The 15,346-nt window shown below is 26.7% G+C and carries 19 protein-coding genes; 18 read left to right on the forward strand and 1 reads right to left on the reverse strand.

Annotated elements, in window-relative coordinates; all coding sequences use genetic code 11:
* Positions 1-61: 61 nt before the first annotated feature.
* From glpK to D3Z07_RS02280, 10 genes are all read left to right on the forward strand, one after another.
* Entirely contained in the window at positions 62-1,561 is a 1,500-nt protein-coding gene (gene glpK, locus D3Z07_RS02235; RefSeq protein WP_076086794.1) for a glycerol kinase GlpK, read from the forward strand.
* Between the two features lie 75 nt (positions 1,562-1,636).
* Positions 1,637-2,470 carry a formyltetrahydrofolate deformylase gene (gene purU / locus D3Z07_RS02240; protein WP_076086791.1) on the forward strand — a complete coding sequence of 278 codons (834 nt, stop codon included), beginning with the start codon at positions 1,637-1,639 and terminating at the stop codon, positions 2,468-2,470.
* Positions 2,470-2,934: a tRNA (cytidine(34)-2'-O)-methyltransferase gene (locus D3Z07_RS02245; protein WP_076086788.1), complete on the forward strand. Its 465-nt coding sequence runs from the start codon at positions 2,470-2,472 to the stop codon at positions 2,932-2,934. Before purU ends, D3Z07_RS02245 begins: the two co-directional genes overlap by 1 nt.
* Before the next feature lie 9 nt (positions 2,935-2,943).
* On the forward strand, positions 2,944-3,603 hold the full coding sequence (locus D3Z07_RS02250) for a response regulator transcription factor (RefSeq protein WP_076086785.1): 660 nt from the start codon (positions 2,944-2,946) through the stop codon (positions 3,601-3,603).
* A complete protein-coding gene (locus D3Z07_RS02255; protein ID WP_228200569.1) occupies positions 3,581-4,444 on the forward strand; it encodes a sensor histidine kinase in 864 nt (287 codons plus the stop codon). Before D3Z07_RS02250 ends, D3Z07_RS02255 begins: the two co-directional genes overlap by 23 nt.
* An 18-nt stretch (positions 4,445-4,462) precedes the next feature.
* A complete protein-coding gene (locus tag D3Z07_RS02260; protein WP_083657334.1) occupies positions 4,463-5,392 on the forward strand; it encodes an SPFH domain-containing protein in 930 nt (309 codons plus the stop codon).
* Positions 5,385-5,810 carry an NfeD family protein gene (locus D3Z07_RS02265; RefSeq protein WP_076086776.1) on the forward strand — a complete coding sequence of 142 codons (426 nt, stop codon included), beginning with the start codon at positions 5,385-5,387 and terminating at the stop codon, positions 5,808-5,810. The genes D3Z07_RS02260 and D3Z07_RS02265 overlap by 8 nt, the downstream gene beginning before the upstream one ends.
* Positions 5,811-5,816: 6 nt before the next feature.
* Entirely contained in the window at positions 5,817-6,242 is a 426-nt protein-coding gene (exbB, locus tag D3Z07_RS02270; protein ID WP_076086773.1) for a TonB-system energizer ExbB, read from the forward strand.
* The gene (gene exbD, locus D3Z07_RS02275; RefSeq protein WP_076086770.1) at positions 6,223-6,600 is read left to right on the forward strand and encodes a TonB system transport protein ExbD; all 378 of its coding nucleotides are present in this window, start codon (positions 6,223-6,225) and stop codon (positions 6,598-6,600) included. Before exbB ends, exbD begins: the two co-directional genes overlap by 20 nt.
* Positions 6,597-7,361 carry an energy transducer TonB gene (locus D3Z07_RS02280; protein WP_083657185.1) on the forward strand — a complete coding sequence of 255 codons (765 nt, stop codon included), beginning with the start codon at positions 6,597-6,599 and terminating at the stop codon, positions 7,359-7,361. The genes exbD and D3Z07_RS02280 overlap by 4 nt, the downstream gene beginning before the upstream one ends.
* Here D3Z07_RS02280 and D3Z07_RS02285 read toward each other — a convergent pair.
* Entirely contained in the window at positions 7,354-7,977 is a 624-nt protein-coding gene (locus D3Z07_RS02285) for an HAD family hydrolase (protein ID WP_076086764.1), read from the reverse strand. The two genes, D3Z07_RS02280 and D3Z07_RS02285, sit on opposite strands and share 8 nt — an antisense overlap.
* 288 nt (positions 7,978-8,265) lie before the next feature.
* On the opposite strand from D3Z07_RS02285, the gene D3Z07_RS02290 reads away from it, so the two are divergent.
* The 8 genes from D3Z07_RS02290 to D3Z07_RS02325 all read left to right on the forward strand — a co-directional run bounded on the left by D3Z07_RS02290 (position 8,266) and on the right by D3Z07_RS02325 (position 15,312).
* Positions 8,266-8,769: a hypothetical protein gene (locus tag D3Z07_RS02290; protein WP_076086761.1), complete on the forward strand. Its 504-nt coding sequence runs from the start codon at positions 8,266-8,268 to the stop codon at positions 8,767-8,769.
* Complete coding sequence (locus D3Z07_RS02295; RefSeq protein WP_076086758.1) at positions 8,769-9,479, forward strand: sulfite exporter TauE/SafE family protein; 711 nt, start codon at positions 8,769-8,771, stop codon at positions 9,477-9,479. The genes D3Z07_RS02290 and D3Z07_RS02295 overlap by 1 nt, the downstream gene beginning before the upstream one ends.
* An 81-nt stretch (positions 9,480-9,560) precedes the next feature.
* On the forward strand, positions 9,561-9,746 hold the full coding sequence (locus tag D3Z07_RS02300; RefSeq protein WP_122892970.1) for a hypothetical protein: 186 nt from the start codon (positions 9,561-9,563) through the stop codon (positions 9,744-9,746).
* Positions 9,747-9,766: 20 nt separating this feature from the next.
* Positions 9,767-11,578, forward strand: a complete 1,812-nt coding sequence (locus D3Z07_RS02305; protein WP_122892971.1) for a TonB-dependent receptor plug domain-containing protein — start codon at positions 9,767-9,769, stop codon at positions 11,576-11,578.
* A 1-nt stretch (position 11,579) separates the two neighbouring features.
* On the forward strand, positions 11,580-12,407 hold the full coding sequence (locus D3Z07_RS02310; protein WP_122892972.1) for an ABC transporter substrate-binding protein: 828 nt from the start codon (positions 11,580-11,582) through the stop codon (positions 12,405-12,407).
* Positions 12,391-13,089: an ATP-binding cassette domain-containing protein gene (locus D3Z07_RS02315; RefSeq protein ID WP_122892973.1), complete on the forward strand. Its 699-nt coding sequence runs from the start codon at positions 12,391-12,393 to the stop codon at positions 13,087-13,089. The genes D3Z07_RS02310 and D3Z07_RS02315 overlap by 17 nt, the downstream gene beginning before the upstream one ends.
* Positions 13,086-14,045 (forward strand): FecCD family ABC transporter permease, encoded by a 960-nt coding sequence (locus D3Z07_RS02320; protein WP_122892975.1) that lies wholly within the window; start codon positions 13,086-13,088, stop codon positions 14,043-14,045. Before D3Z07_RS02315 ends, D3Z07_RS02320 begins: the two co-directional genes overlap by 4 nt.
* A gap of 16 nt (positions 14,046-14,061) precedes the next feature.
* The gene (locus D3Z07_RS02325; protein WP_228200584.1) at positions 14,062-15,312 is read left to right on the forward strand and encodes a cobyrinate a,c-diamide synthase; all 1,251 of its coding nucleotides are present in this window, start codon (positions 14,062-14,064) and stop codon (positions 15,310-15,312) included.
* The last annotated feature ends 34 nt before the right edge of the window (positions 15,313-15,346 follow it).

Raw genomic sequence — 15,346 nt, forward strand, 5'->3', positions numbered from 1 at the left:
TCAACTTTGCTATACTTATATTTAAATAACTAACAAAACTAATATACTTAAGTAGGCAATCATGAAATACATTTTAGCAATAGATCAAGGTACAACTTCAAGCAGAGCAATACTATTTAATAAAGAAATGAAAATTGAAGCAACTTCTCAAGAAGAATTTCCTCAATACTTTCCAAATTCAGGATGGGTTGAACATAATCCTAATGACCTTTTTCAAACAGTAATAAATTCTTGCAAGAATGTATTAAAAGAAGCTAATGCTACAATTGAAGATATTGTATCTATAGGAATAACTAATCAAAGAGAAACAACTGTTGTTTGGGATAAACATACAGGAGAAGCAGTTTATAATGCAATTGTATGGCAAGATAGAAGAACAGCTAAAGAATGTAATGAATTTAAAAAAGATGGTCATGAAAAAATGATTATGGAAAAAACTGGTTTATTGTTTGATCCTTACTTTTCAGGAATGAAATTACGATGGATTCTTGAAAATGTTGAAGGTGCTAAGCAAAAAGCCTTAAATGGTGATTTATTATTTGGAACAGTTGATTCCTTTTTAATTTGGAAACTAAGTAATAAACAAAACCATGTCACAGATGCTACTAATGCTGCTAGAACTATGATTTTTAATATTAAAACAAATGAATGGGATAAAGAGATTTGTTCTTTGTTAGATATTCCTATGAATATATTACCTGAAGTTAAAGACTGTGCAGATGATTTTGCTTCTGTACATAAAGATTTTTTTGGTAAAGAAATACCAATTAATGGTGTTGCAGGAGATCAACAATCAGCACTTGTAGGTCAAGCTTGTTTTGAACCAGGAATGGCAAAATCTACTTATGGTACAGGTTGTTTTGCAATACTTAATCTCGGAGAAAATATGGTTGTATCAAAAAATAGACTACTTACAACTATTGGATATAGGTTGAATGGAAAAACAACATATGCATTAGAGGGTTCTATTTTCATTGCAGGAGCAGTTGTTCAATGGCTTAGAGATGGTCTAAAAATTATAGAAGAAGCAAGCAATGCACAAGAAATGGCACTTAATGCAGATGAAAATCAACAGCTTTATTTAGTACCAGCTTTTACAGGACTAGGTGCTCCTTATTGGGATATGGAATGTAGAGGTGCTATTTATGGTTTAACTCGTGGTTCTGGTCCTAATGAATTTGCAAAGGCAGCATTAGAAAGTGTTGCTTATCAAACAAGAGATTTAATTGAAGCTATGTTTGATGATTGGAATAGTTTTGAAAAAAGCAATAGTAATAAAAAATCTGTTTTAAGAATTGATGGTGGTATGTCTTCATCTAATTATACAATGCAATTTCTATCTGATATGTTAGCAATGGCAGTAGATAGACCTGAAATACTTGAAACAACAGCGCTAGGAGTTGCTTGGTTAGCAGGTATGAAAGCAGGTTTTTATCCTAATGAAGAAGGTTTTTCTGATTCTTGGAAACTTGAAAGAAAGTTTGAACCATCAATGGATGAAGAAAAAAGAGAAATTCTTTATGATGGTTGGAAAGATGCAGTTCAACGAACATTATCTTAGCTTTTGAAATAAACTATTAATTTATAAAATGGTATTATTCATTTAAAATTTTAATGAGAATAATACAGGACAAACATGGAAGAATACATACTTTTAATAGATACTGAAGACGCAAAAGGTTTAGTATATAATATCTCAAAAGTGCTTTTTGCAAATAACTTAAATATAGAACAAAATACTGAATATGTTGACAAAGAGACAAATAAATTCTTTATGAGATCAATAATATCAGGAAATGTTTTAGAGAATATACTTTTAAAAGAGTTAAAAGAAGTCTTACCTCAAAATGCAGAAATAAAGTTAAGCAAAAAATCTAAGAAAGATATAGTTATTTTAGCTACAAAAGAATCACATGTTTTAGGTGATTTACTTATTAGATATATTGATGGTGAGTTAAATGCAAATATTAAAGCGGTCATTGCAAACCATGAAGATTTAAGATCACTAGTTGAAAACTTTGATATTCCATTTACATGTATAAGTGCAGAGGGATTAAGTAGAGAAGATCATGAAGAAAAAGTAATTGAAAAAATCAATGAGTATGAACCAGAGTTAATTGTTTTAGCAAAATATATGAGAATATTAACTCCAAATTTTGTGGTAACATTCCCTAAAAAAGTTTTAAATATTCACCATTCATTTTTACCTGCATTTATTGGAGCAAATCCATATAAACAAGCACATCAAAGAGGTGTTAAGATTATTGGAGCAACTGCTCATTACGTTACAAATGATTTGGATGAAGGTCCAATTATTTTCCAAGATGTTGTAAATATTGATCACTCTTATTCTTGGCAAGATATGAGAAAAGCAGGGCGAAATGTAGAAAAAATTGTATTATCAAATGCACTACATATGTTACTTGATGATAAAGTATTTGTTCATGGAAATAAGACGGTAATTTTATAATGTTTAATTTAGTTTTATTAGAACCACGAATGCCAGGAAATGTTGGAACTATAGGAAGACTAGCTTTTGCAATGGATTGTACTTTACATCTAATTAAACCTTATGGTTTTGGTGATATTACAGAAAAAGAAGTAAGAAGAGCAGGGCTTGATTACTGGTTTGAACTTGATGTAAGAGAATATGAAAATATTGAAGAGTTTTGGGAAAAGAATCCATTCTCTCCAAGACATTTTTTTGCAACTACTAAAACAACTCAAAACTACTTTGAAGCAAAATTTGAAGTAGGTGATTACTTCTATTTTGGACGTGAAGATGCTGGACTTCCTCAAGAAATATTAGATAAAAGTAAAGAGGCTTGTATTACAATTCCTATGACAAATGAAGCTAGAAGTTTAAATATTGCAAACTCTGTTTCTATTATTGCTTATGAGGCATTAAGACAAAACTACAACGACTTCAAGTAGAGATTAAATATGTTTAATATATTGGTTTTAGAAGATGATGAACTTTTTGCTTCTACTTTAGAAGACTTTTTAGAAGATGAAGGTTTTGAAGTAGATATTGCAAGTGATGGTGAAGAGTGTTTAGATTTAAACTATGAAAAAAACTATGATTTGTATATTTTTGATATTAATGTTCCTAAAATCAATGGCTTAGATTTATTAAAGCAACTACGTAATTCAGGTGACCAAACACCCTCTATATTTTTAACATCATATAAAGATAAAGATACTTTAAAAGAGGGTTTTATAAATGGTTGTGATGACTATATTAGAAAACCTGTTGATTTAGATGAATTGATTTTAAGAATAAAAGCTTTACTAAAAAGAAATAAAAAACAATTTGATATAGTAGAATTAAATTCAACGCTTACTTTTAATCCTGATACAAAAAGAGTTTTTGAAAATAATTGTGATTTAAATCTTCCTGTAAAACTTACAGAACTTTTAGAACTTTTTATTGAAAATAGAGGCTCAATTGTTACAAAAGAAATGATTATTTCCAAATTATGGAATGTTGATGAAGATTATAGTGAAGGCTCTATTAGAGTTTATATAAATCAAGTGAAAAAACTTTTAGGGAAAGAATCCGTTTTAAATATTAAAGGTATTGGGTACAAAGTTGAATTCTAAGAAAAAAGATTTTCTAATTTCTATTTCAATTGTTTTTATTTTCACACTAATAATAGTTTTATATGTTAATTATGTTTTAATCTCTCTTTTTGGTTTAAATCAAGAAAATTTTATTTATATAATTATTCCTTTGTTACTTTTAGCTCTAGGTATTTTTCTTAGTTTTACATCAAGTATTTTAAAGCCTTTATTTACAAGTGATGATAACTTACAAAAAAATTTAAAAGAAACTATACATGAGTTAAATATTCCTGTTTCAACTATAAAAATGAATACTCAGCTTTTAGAAAAAAGTATAAAAGATGAAAAGAGTTTAAAACGTCTTAATAGAATTAAACAAGCTTCTAATAATCTTATAAAATTATATGACGATATGGAATATGATATAAAAAAAGAAATAGATGTAATTGATAAACAAGAATGCTTTTTAGATGAGATAATTGCAAATTCAATAAATAAATTTGATGATATAAAAAAAGATGTAATAATTAAATCAAGTATTCCAAATATCAAGCTTTTAACTGATATCAATGGTTTTGAAAAAACAATTGACAATCTTATTTTAAATGCGATTAAATATAATAGTAGTGAAGATCCCATTGTTGAGATTACATTTGAGAATAATATTTTATCTATATTTAATAAGGGTAAAAAAATTGATACAAAAAATTTACTTATAATTTTTGATAGATATTATCAATCAGATTCTTCAAGTGAAGGCTTTGGTTTAGGTTTAAATATTGTAAAAGAGTTTTGTGATAAAAATAAGATTGTTATTAAAATTGATACATTTAAAGACGGAAATACATTTAATTTAAATATAAAAAATATACTAAAATAAAAAGGAGTTATTATGATAATAGATGAAAGTTTGGTTTTTGCCATTGCAATTATAATTTTTGCATTAATTATAGTTTTAAAAGGGGTTAGAATTGTTCCTCAATCAGATTTATATATTGTTGAAAGATTGGGAAAATTTAATAAAGTTCTTCATGGTGGGTTTCATTTAATCATCCCTGTAGTTGATTCGATTAGAAATGTTTTAACTTCAAGAGAACAATTAGTTGATATTGAAAAACAATCAGTAATTACAAAAGATAATGTAAATATTTCAATTGATGGAATTGTTTTTTGTAAAGTAGATGATGCACAAGAAGCTACATATAATGTAGTAGATTTTAAAAATGCTATTGCAAACCTTGCAATGACAACTTTAAGATCTGAAATTGGTGGAATGGATTTAGATGATACTTTATCAAATAGAGAAACATTAAATGCAAAACTTCAAAGTGAATTAGGAAGTGCAGCTGCTAACTGGGGAATAAAAGTAACTCGTGTTGAAATATCTGATATTTCTGTTCCTGCAGAAATTGAACGAGCTATGAATATGCAAATGGAAGCTGAAAGAGAAAAAAGAGCTATTGAAACAAAAGCAAGAGCAGATAAAGAAGCCGTAATTAGAAAAGCTGAAGGATTTAGACAAGAAGAGTTCTTAAAAGCAGAAGCAATTGAAAGAATGGCAGATGCAAAAAGATATGAACAAGAACAAGTTGCAGCAGGACAAATGGAAGCTATGCGATTAATTAATGAATCAATGTCTTATAATAAAGATGGTGCAGAGTTTTTACTTGCGAAAGATAGAGTTGCTGCTTTTAAATCATTAGCTGAAAGTCCATCAAATGATAAAATGATTTTACCTTATGATGTTACACAAATGATTGGAAGTACAAGTGTTCTTGGTGATGCTTTTTTCAAAGGTGTAAGTAACGAGAATACAAACAATGCTTAGTGTAATTGACCCATATATCTTACTTGGAATTGGAATTGTTTTAATTGCACTTGAGGCTGTTATTACATCATTTATTCTTATTTGGTTTGGAATAGGGTTTATGTTAACTGCACTAATCTCATATTTTTATGCTTTTGATGATGGAATTTGGCAACTTGCAATTGCCTCTTTTATTTCTTTATTGTTATTAGCAATATTACGAAAGAAAATTTTTAAAAGTTTTTTAAACCCAGAAAAAAAGATAAATGACAATTTTTTAAATGAAAAAGGCTTTGGAATTATAAAAAATCAAAAGATTTTTTATAAAGGAACTTATTGGGAAATTGATGGTTCAGTTGATGAATCAATTTTTACTGAAGGTGAAAAAGTAGTTGTTTCAAAAACTTATAAAAATTTTGCAATAATAAATAAAAGGTAAAAAGTAATGGATATAGAAGTTTTAAAAGATTTAATTGATTATGGTGTTATTGCACTTTTAGTATTTATGAGTTTTTTATCTGTTTGGTTTTTTATAGAAAGAATGTTTTTTTATAAAAAGCTAGACGTAAAAACATATAAAAATAAAAAAAGTTTAGATGTAGCACTTACTCGTAATCTTACGATAATAGGTACAATCGCATCAAACTCTCCTTATATTGGATTATTAGGAACTGTATTAGCTATTATGCTTACATTTTTTACAATGGGAAATGGTGATATTGAAGCTGCAAAAATAATGAGTTCCTTAGCACTTGCACTAAAAGCTACAGCTGCTGGCTTAGTTGTAGCAATTATTTCTCAAATCTTTTATAATATTTTAGGAAGATATGCTGAAGTTTTAGAGAGTGAATATGAAACTGAAGAAGTTTGAATCAATAAATGTAATACCTTTTATTGATGTATTATTAGTTTTATTAACAATTGTTTTATTAACTTCTACTTTTATTTCAAAAGGAATTATTCCAGTTTCACTACCTGATGCTAGTAGTGCAGATGATATGAAACCTAAAAAAGAGATTGTAATTACAATCAAAAAAGATAACACTATTTTTGCAAATAAAGATATTTCAGGAATTGAAGCAATCAAAAAACATGTATTATTAAGCCCTAAAGATACACCTATTCATATAAATTCTGATAAAGAATCTAAGTTTGATACTTTTGTAAAAGTATTAGATATGTTAAAAGAAAACGAATACTCAAATATTTCTATTGTGACGGAAAAATGAATCGATATTTAAACTCTTTTTTTATCACCGTTTTTTTATATGGAAGTTTAGCTTACGGTTTATTTGTAGTTTTTGAAGATAAGAAAATTATACATAAAGAAACAAAACCTTTAAAAACTATTTCTTTAAATCATGTACAAATAAAAAAAGAAGTTGTTAAACCAAAAGAAATAGTTGAACCTAAAAAAGAAATTGTAAAACCTAAAAAAGTTGAACCAAAAAAAATAGTAAAAAAAGAAAAACCAAAAAAGAAGATTATCAAGAAGAAAGTTGTTAAAAAAAAGGTAGTAAAGAAAAAAATAGTTAAGAAAAAGAAAATTGTAAAAAAGAAGATAGAAAAGAAGATAGAAAAAAAAGTAATTAAGAAAAAAATAGTAGAACAAAAAGTCGTAAAAAAAGTGATAGAAGAACCTGTTTTAAAACCTGTAAAAAAAGAAATAGTTCAAAAAACAGTTAATAAAGAAGCTAAACAAGTTGATATAAAAAAGGATTATTTGAGTAAACATTTAGCGCAAGTTAGAAGACATATTATAAAAAACGCAAAATACTCTAAGCGTGCCAAAAGACTTCGTATTGAAGATACTGTAAAAGTTAAATTTACTCTTCTTTCAAATGGAAAAGTAAAAAATATTCAAGTTTTAAGTGGAAACAAACATCTTCACAAATCAGCTATAAAAGCTGTTGAAAAAGCTTCTGTTTCCTTTCCTAAAGTATCAAAAAGTATCGATATTATAATACCAATACTATATAAACTTATTTAAATTTTTCGTATATTTTTTGTTCTAATTCTTCTATTGTTTCAATTGCACCTTCTTCATGATTAGAAAATCCCCAGTTAACAAGTACAGAATCAACTCCTGCACTATTTGCGGCAAGTATATCTTTATGTGAATCACCAATCATTTGGGCATTTACATTTGTAATACTGTGTTTATTTAAGATTTTATTTACCATTTCAGGATGTGGTTTTGGATTCTTCACACTATCATAACCTAAAATAGTAGAAAAATTAGCTCCAATACCTACATGATCTAGCATTTTTTTTGCATATTGTGAATTTGCATTTGTAGCAACAGTTAAAACAAAATCACCTTTTAAGTCATCAATTAACTTTGCAATTCCATCATAAAGTACTAAATCTGTTAAACAATGTTCATTGTAATACTCTTCAAAAAGTTCGGTTTGCTGTTGTGTAAACTCTTTTGTTCCATAGAAAAAATCAGCTGAATTTAGATGGGGTTCATTTACTTTTTCTAAAATATAATCTTTCTCTAATCTTTCAAAGCCAAGATTTTCTCTAACATAATTTATAGTATTTGTAATAGCAAAGCCACTATCAATTAAAGTTCCATCCATATCAAACATAATTAAACGCATTTATTTTCCTAAAATATATTTTTTGTATTATATGATTTAAATGATAAAGTAAGATTAAATTTTAGTAAAATTATAAAAATAGGACAGTTTGTATCCTCATTTAACAAATACTTAACAAATACTTGTTATACTACGAAACAATTTAGGATATTACTAGATTAATCCTCCTACTAAACTGATTATATACGAGCTTAGTATCCTATATACTATTATAATAAATTTGAATGCGGCTTCACAAATCTTTGTGAAGCTTTTTTTTTGTATAATATTTTCTTTGGAGTTCTATAAATGAAAAAAATCTTACCTTTTTTAACAATAATCATAATAATAGCTGTAATCGTAATAATATTTCTATCAATGTCAAATAAAAAACAAATGGTAGTAATTCATGAAGGTAATCATACTCATCAGCCTGTTAATATAAAACATGATCATTTTCAAGATACACAATGTGGAATGACGATTACTCAAGATGATAATTCTGCACAAGCAGTATCTCCTGATGGAAAAACGTGGTTTTTTGATGATGTTGGATGTTTAGTACTTTGGTACAATAATATTAAATTTAAAGAAAAAGCTACTTTATGGGTTTTTTCAAATGATACAAAAGAATATATAAATGCAAGAGATGCTTGGTATAGTAGAACTGAAAGAACACCAATGGGATATGGTTTTGGTGCATATAAGGAAAAACAAGAGAAATTTATATCTTTTGAGGAAGTAGTTTTAAAAATGATTAGAGGTGAAAACCTTACAAATCCATATATCAGAAAAGAATTAGTAGGTAACTAATGGAAACTATAAGTATATTAACTATTGTTTCTATCGCTTTTTTAGGCTCTTTTGGTCACTGTGTTGGAATGTGTGGTGGAATTGTAATCGCATATTCAAGTACAAAAATTAAAAGTGAATGGTCTAAAAAAATGCAGACTACTGTTCATTTACTTTATTCACTTGGAAGAGTTACAACTTATACAATTCTTGGAGCATTATTTGGTCTTGTTGGTGGAGTTGTTACTTTTGATAATTTAACAAGTGGTATTTTACTTCTTACAACTGGTTCTATGATGGTTTTAATTGGATTATCTTTAATGGGAAAAATCAAATTTCTTACTATGTTAGAGCATTCATGTTCAAAATCACCACTTTATCAAAGTACTTTCAAATCACTAATTGGTTCTGATTCATTGATGAGTTTTTACTTACTTGGAATGCTAAATGGACTACTTCCTTGTGGTTTTGTTTATGTTTTTGCAATAACAGCTGCAAGTACAGGAAGTGCTTTTTGGGGTGCTTTTGTAATGTTTATTTTTGGACTTAGTACTATTCCTGCTTTATTCTCACTTGGTTTTTTTATTGGACTTTTTAAACAAACTAATTTAAGAGATTTGTTTATTAAAATGGCTTCTTTTTTAGTTATTGCTTTTGGACTGTATATAGCTTATTTAGGTTATGAATACATCATTGATCCAACAAAAAGCATACTAAGCTGTCATATTTAAAACTATTAATTCAATAGTTTTATCTATTTTTCTATATAATCCCGATAATTATTACAAACAAAATTTTTTAAAGGAGGATACATGATTAGTAAATCAAAAAAATATTTTACAATTTTTGGATTATTAGCAGCTACTGTTGATAAAAAAATGCAATCTTTTTACTGCATGATAGATGCAATTTTACATAGCTTCTTGCCAAAAATACTAAAAATATTACTAGCAAAAGAATTAAAACCCATAAACTTAGATTCAACAAATAAAATATAAAAAACCAGGAATATAAAATAATGAATAAAAAAATATCTACAAGCTTAGGGCTAAGCTTACTAATAGCCACAAATATCTACGCAAATGACACTGCCCAATTAGACGAAATCACAGTTACAAGTGCTACAAAATCAGCACAATCAATCAAAGATGTTACATCAAATATAGATGTTATTACTAAAGAAGAAATTGAAGAGAAACACTTTACTACGGTTTCTGAAGCTTTAAATACACTTGCTGGTATTAATGTAATAAGTAATGGTGGACTAGGAAAAGCTACATCTTTAAAAGTAAGAGGTTTTGATTCAGAAAGAGTTTTAGTATTAATAGATGGTATTAGATATAACGATATTACTGGTTTAAGTGGTGCTCCATTTGAACATTTAATTATTTCAGATATTAATCAAATAGAAGTTATTAAGGGTTCACAATCTGGGATTTGGGGTGCGGATGCTAGTGCAGGTGTTATTAATATAATAACAAGTAATTCTAAAAAAGGATTCCACGGTTCTATTAATACTGAAGCTGGATCATATGGAACAAAGAAATATGGAACTAGTTTATCTTATGGCACAAATGATTATTATCTAAAAGCTAATATACAAAAACTTACTACTGATGGTTATACTGCAAGAGCTCCAAAAGGGTCAGATATTGATGATTTTGAAGATGACAAGTATCAAAATACTACAGGAAGTATAAAAGCTGGTTTTAATTTCAATGAAGAAAATAAAATAGATTTCTCTCATACTGTAATTAATGCTAAAGGCGATTTAGATTCATCTTTTGGCGGAACAGTATCTGATCAAGCAAATGACGATTCAAACAGTAATAAAATTCGAGATACATTTTCAACTGTAAGTTATCAAAATAAAAATTCCATTGCAACTACAGATGTTTTTGTTAAAAGGTCACTTTTTGATAGAAGTTATAATACATCAGAATATGATGGGTCGGTTAATGAATATGGTATAAAAACTGTTATTCCTTATTTTAACAAAGAATCATTTGTAGTGCTTGGTGGAGATTATAAAGAATTTAAACATAAGAATAGTATTCAAGAAGAGTATAAGAATAAAGCAGGGTTTATTACAAATAGTAATAAATTTAATGATACTGTTTTCACTCAATCCTTAAGATATGATAGATATGATAAGTTTGAAAATAAACTTACAGGTAAGATTGGATTAAAACAATTCTTTACAAGAGATTTCAATGGTTCTATAAATTATGGAACGGGATATAATGTTCCTACTTTATATAATTTATATTCATTTTATGGAAATGAAAACTTAACTCCTGAAAATACAAAATCATTTGATATAAGTCTTGGATACAAAAACTTTAAGATTACTTATTTTGATAATAAAGTAAAAGATATGATTGATTATGACTTTACGATTAGTAAATATGGAAACATTGCAGGAGAATCAAAACTTAAAGGTTATGAATTATCTTATAAACAAAATATTTTAGATGATACACTTTTTTCTACAAATTATACACATCTAAGTGCAAAAAATAGTGATGGAGAAGAATTAGCTAGAAGAGCAAAAAGACAACTTGGTTTTGCTATTGATTATTATGGGGTTGATAAGTTACACTTAAATATTAATGGTACTTATTTAGGATCTATGTATAATAGTGATAATAAACAAGGTGTAAAAACTGGAAATTATACAGTTTGGAATACAGTTGTAAACTATGAAATTAATAAAACTTTTTCTACATATTTAAAAGTAGATAATTTATTTAATAAATACTATCAAAATATAAATAATTATGCAACAGCTGAAAGAAGTGCTTATATTGGATTAAAGGCTACATTCTAATATGAAAAAATTTATATTTATTCTTTGTATCTTTTGTATAAATTTATTTGGGGAGAGCAGAATAGTAACTCTTACTCCTTCAATAAATGAGATTGTTTATGCTCTTGGAATGGGATATAGTGTTGTAGCTAATACTCAATATTGTGATTTTCCAATAGAGTCAAAACACGTAAAGAAAGTAGGTGGATATGCAACTATATCTTTAGAAAAGATTATAGAAGCTAAGCCTACAGTTGTAATTGCTCAAAATTATGATGAAAAACTATTACGAAATTTAAAGAGTTTAGATATAAAAACTTTAGTATTTAAAACAGATACTATATCTTCTATTAAAAATACTATTAAAACTTTAGGAGAGTATTTCCAAAAAGAAGAAAGAGCAAATGAGTTAATATCAAATATTAACTCTTCTTTATTTTCTTTAAAAGGAATTACTTCAAACAAAAAAGTTTTAATAGTAATAGGTCCTAGAAAAAACTTAAATAATCAAATTTATATTACAGGGAATCATCTTTATTTTGAAGATATTATAAAAGCTTCAGGAAATAAAAATGCATTTTTTTCAACAAGTAAAAATCAACCAGTTGTAAATAGTGAAAAAATTATCAATATGAATCCTGATATAATAGTTCTTTTATCTCCTTTTTTAGATGGTAAAAAAGAAGAACAAAAAGAGTTAATTAAGGTTTGGGAAACACTTCCTATTAATGCAAGTGTAAATAAAAATATTTATTTAATAGACAAAACTTACTCAGGTATTCCAAGTCAAAGAGTAGTTTATTTTATAAAAGATTTTAAAAAGATATTAGAAAATGTTAGAAATAAATAAATACAATAGTGATATCTTATATGATATTACTTTTTCTTTAGAAGAGAATGAAAATCTTCTTATATTAGGTGAAAATGGAGCAGGGAAGTCAACTCTTGCAAAAGTTTTATCTAATCTAATTGAAAACAATAATGTGAAGCTTTTTGATGAAAATCTATGTGATTTAAGTGACAAAAAAAGAGCAGAATATATAAACTATATTCCTCCAAAACTATCAATATTTGATGAGTACATAACTTTACGAGAATTCTTTGAATTAGCATGTATTGATCAAGTTGATAATAAAAAAATAGATGAATTAATTGATATTTTAAATCTAAAAAAGCTTGAATATAAATATTGTAAAGCTTTTAGTTCAGGAGAAAAACAACTTCTTCTTTTAGGTTCAAGTATTTTACATAACGCAAAGATTACTATATTTGATGAGTTAACTGCAAATTTAGATATTACAAGATTAAAAGAGGTTTTTGATATTTTTAACTCAGATTTTCTAAAACAAAAAATCATTATTACCCACAATCTTGATTTAGCTTATGCCCTAAAATTTAAAGTATTATATATAAGAGATGGAAAGATAGAGTTTTTTGGAAAGCATGATGAGTTTTTTTGTAATGAAAATCTTAAAAAGTTTTATAATGATTCAATAACAAAAATAAATGAACATTTGGTTGTAAACTTATGAAACTAGGTTTATATATTTTTTCTATAATTATTTTAATAATCTCTCCTTTCTTAGGTGAAATCACTTTAAATCTAAATGAACTATTTGATTCAAGTACTATTACTTATAAAGTATTTTGGGAGCTTAGAGTTTCAAGAGTTTTATTAGCTTTTTTTGTAGGTGGAATACTTGCTTTAAGTGGTTTGATATTTCAAATCATTTTTAAAAATGCACTTATCACTCCTTATACTTTAGGAATCGCAAGTGGTACGACATTGTTTACTGCAATATCTATAGTTTTCTTTCCTGCTATGATTTTATCAATATCATCTGCATTTGGTTCACTTATCACTATTACAATTTTATATTATATTTCAAAAAATATTAATAAAAACACAATAGCAGTCTCAACAAACTCAATACTTCTAATTGGTATTGCTTTATCTTACTTTTACTCATCTGCTTTGATGTTAGTATTTTATATGAGTAACTTAGAGCAAAACTATTCAATAGTAAGATTTACACTAGGAAGCTTAGATACCGTTGGTTTTACAAGTTCTTTTCTGATATTTGTAATGGCTGCAATTATGTACTTTACTATTTATACAAATAGAGCAAAAATAAAACTTCTACTTATTTCAAATGATACAGCTTTTTTAAAAGGTTTAAATGTACACAAATTAAACCTTCTTTTACTTATAGTTATTTCTATTTGTGTGGGAGTAAGTATTAGTTTTGTTGGTCCCATTGGTTTTATTGGTTTAGTTGTTCCTCATATTATAAAACTTATTTACAAAAAAAGTGCGGATCAGTTAATTTTTCCAGTATTTTTCTATGGAGGAATTTTTTTAGTTATGTCTGATTTAATTGCAAGAAATTTAAACACAGCTTCAAGTTTACCAATTGGAGTAGTGACTGCATTTATAGGTGCTCCTTTCTTTGTATATTTATTAATTAAAAGAAATAAAAAGGATTAATATCAAGGCTTTATGTATTAGTGCAACTGCATCAAATCAAGGTAAAACTATTTTGACAACGGCTTTACTTTATCACTATAGAGAATCTGTTCGTCCTTTTAAAATTGGACCTGATTTTATAGATCCTTTATTTCATGAAAAAGTCTGTGACACTCCCAGTGTAAATCTTGACACTTGTATTATGAATAAAAATCAAGTTAAATGGATGTTTAATAAATATTCTAATAAAAATATTTCTATATTAGAAGGTGCTATGGGCTTTTATGATGGCATGGATAAAGGCTCATCTACTTATGATATTTCAAAACTTCTAGATATACCAACAGTAGTAATTTTAGATGCAAGTGGCTCTTATACGACCCTCAGTGCAATAATAAAAGGTTTAAAAGAGTATCGAGAAGGAAATACTGTAAAGGCAGTTGTTTTTAATCATGTATCTTCACAAATGCATTTTGAACTTATAAGAAAACAAGTAGAAAAAGATTTTGATGATATTGTGATTTTAGGTTGGATAAAAAGTAAACTTGACTCTTTAGATTCAATTCATTTAGGACTAGATTTAGGTGATAATGATAAAGAAAAATTAGAAGAAATATCAAAAGAAGTATTGACAAATATTGATTTAAAAAAACTAGAAAATATAGCTTCTTCAAATTATGAAACTAATGATATTTATCCTTTTGAGAAAATAGAAAAATACAATAAACATATAGCTGTTGTAAATGATGATAACTTTGCATTTCTCTATCATGATAATTTAGAATTTTTAAATGAGCATTTTTCAAAAGTTACAATTGTAAATAGTATTAAAGATGAGATAATTCCAAATGATTGTGATATTGTATTTATTTGTGGTGGTTATATTGAAACACAAAAAGCATACGATAAATTTAAAGATTCAAATAACTTCAAAAATTCTCTTGTAAATCATGCTAAAACTAAAGCTGTTTATGGTGAATGTGCTGGGCTTATTTTACTTGGTAGAAAAGTTGATGATAAAGAGATGTTAAATCTTTTATCTTTAGATTTTGAACTAACAAATAGACCAAATAGGTTAGGGTATTATGACAATGATCTAGGTATAACAGGACACGCTTTTCATTATACAAAGATTATTACAGATGTTAAAGGTGAATATACTTTATACAAAAAGAAAAATGAATATGAAATTTATGCTGCCTTTAAAAAAGAAAAAGTTTTTGGAACTTACTTACATACAATGTTTAGAAACAACTTTTCAAAGATAAAAATATACTTTAATCTTTAGCATTAATGTTGGTCTTTTATGCAAGTAACTAGGA

The sequence above is a fragment of the Arcobacter peruensis genome, assembly GCF_003711085.1.
Taxonomy (GTDB): domain Bacteria; phylum Campylobacterota; class Campylobacteria; order Campylobacterales; family Arcobacteraceae; genus Poseidonibacter; species Poseidonibacter parvus.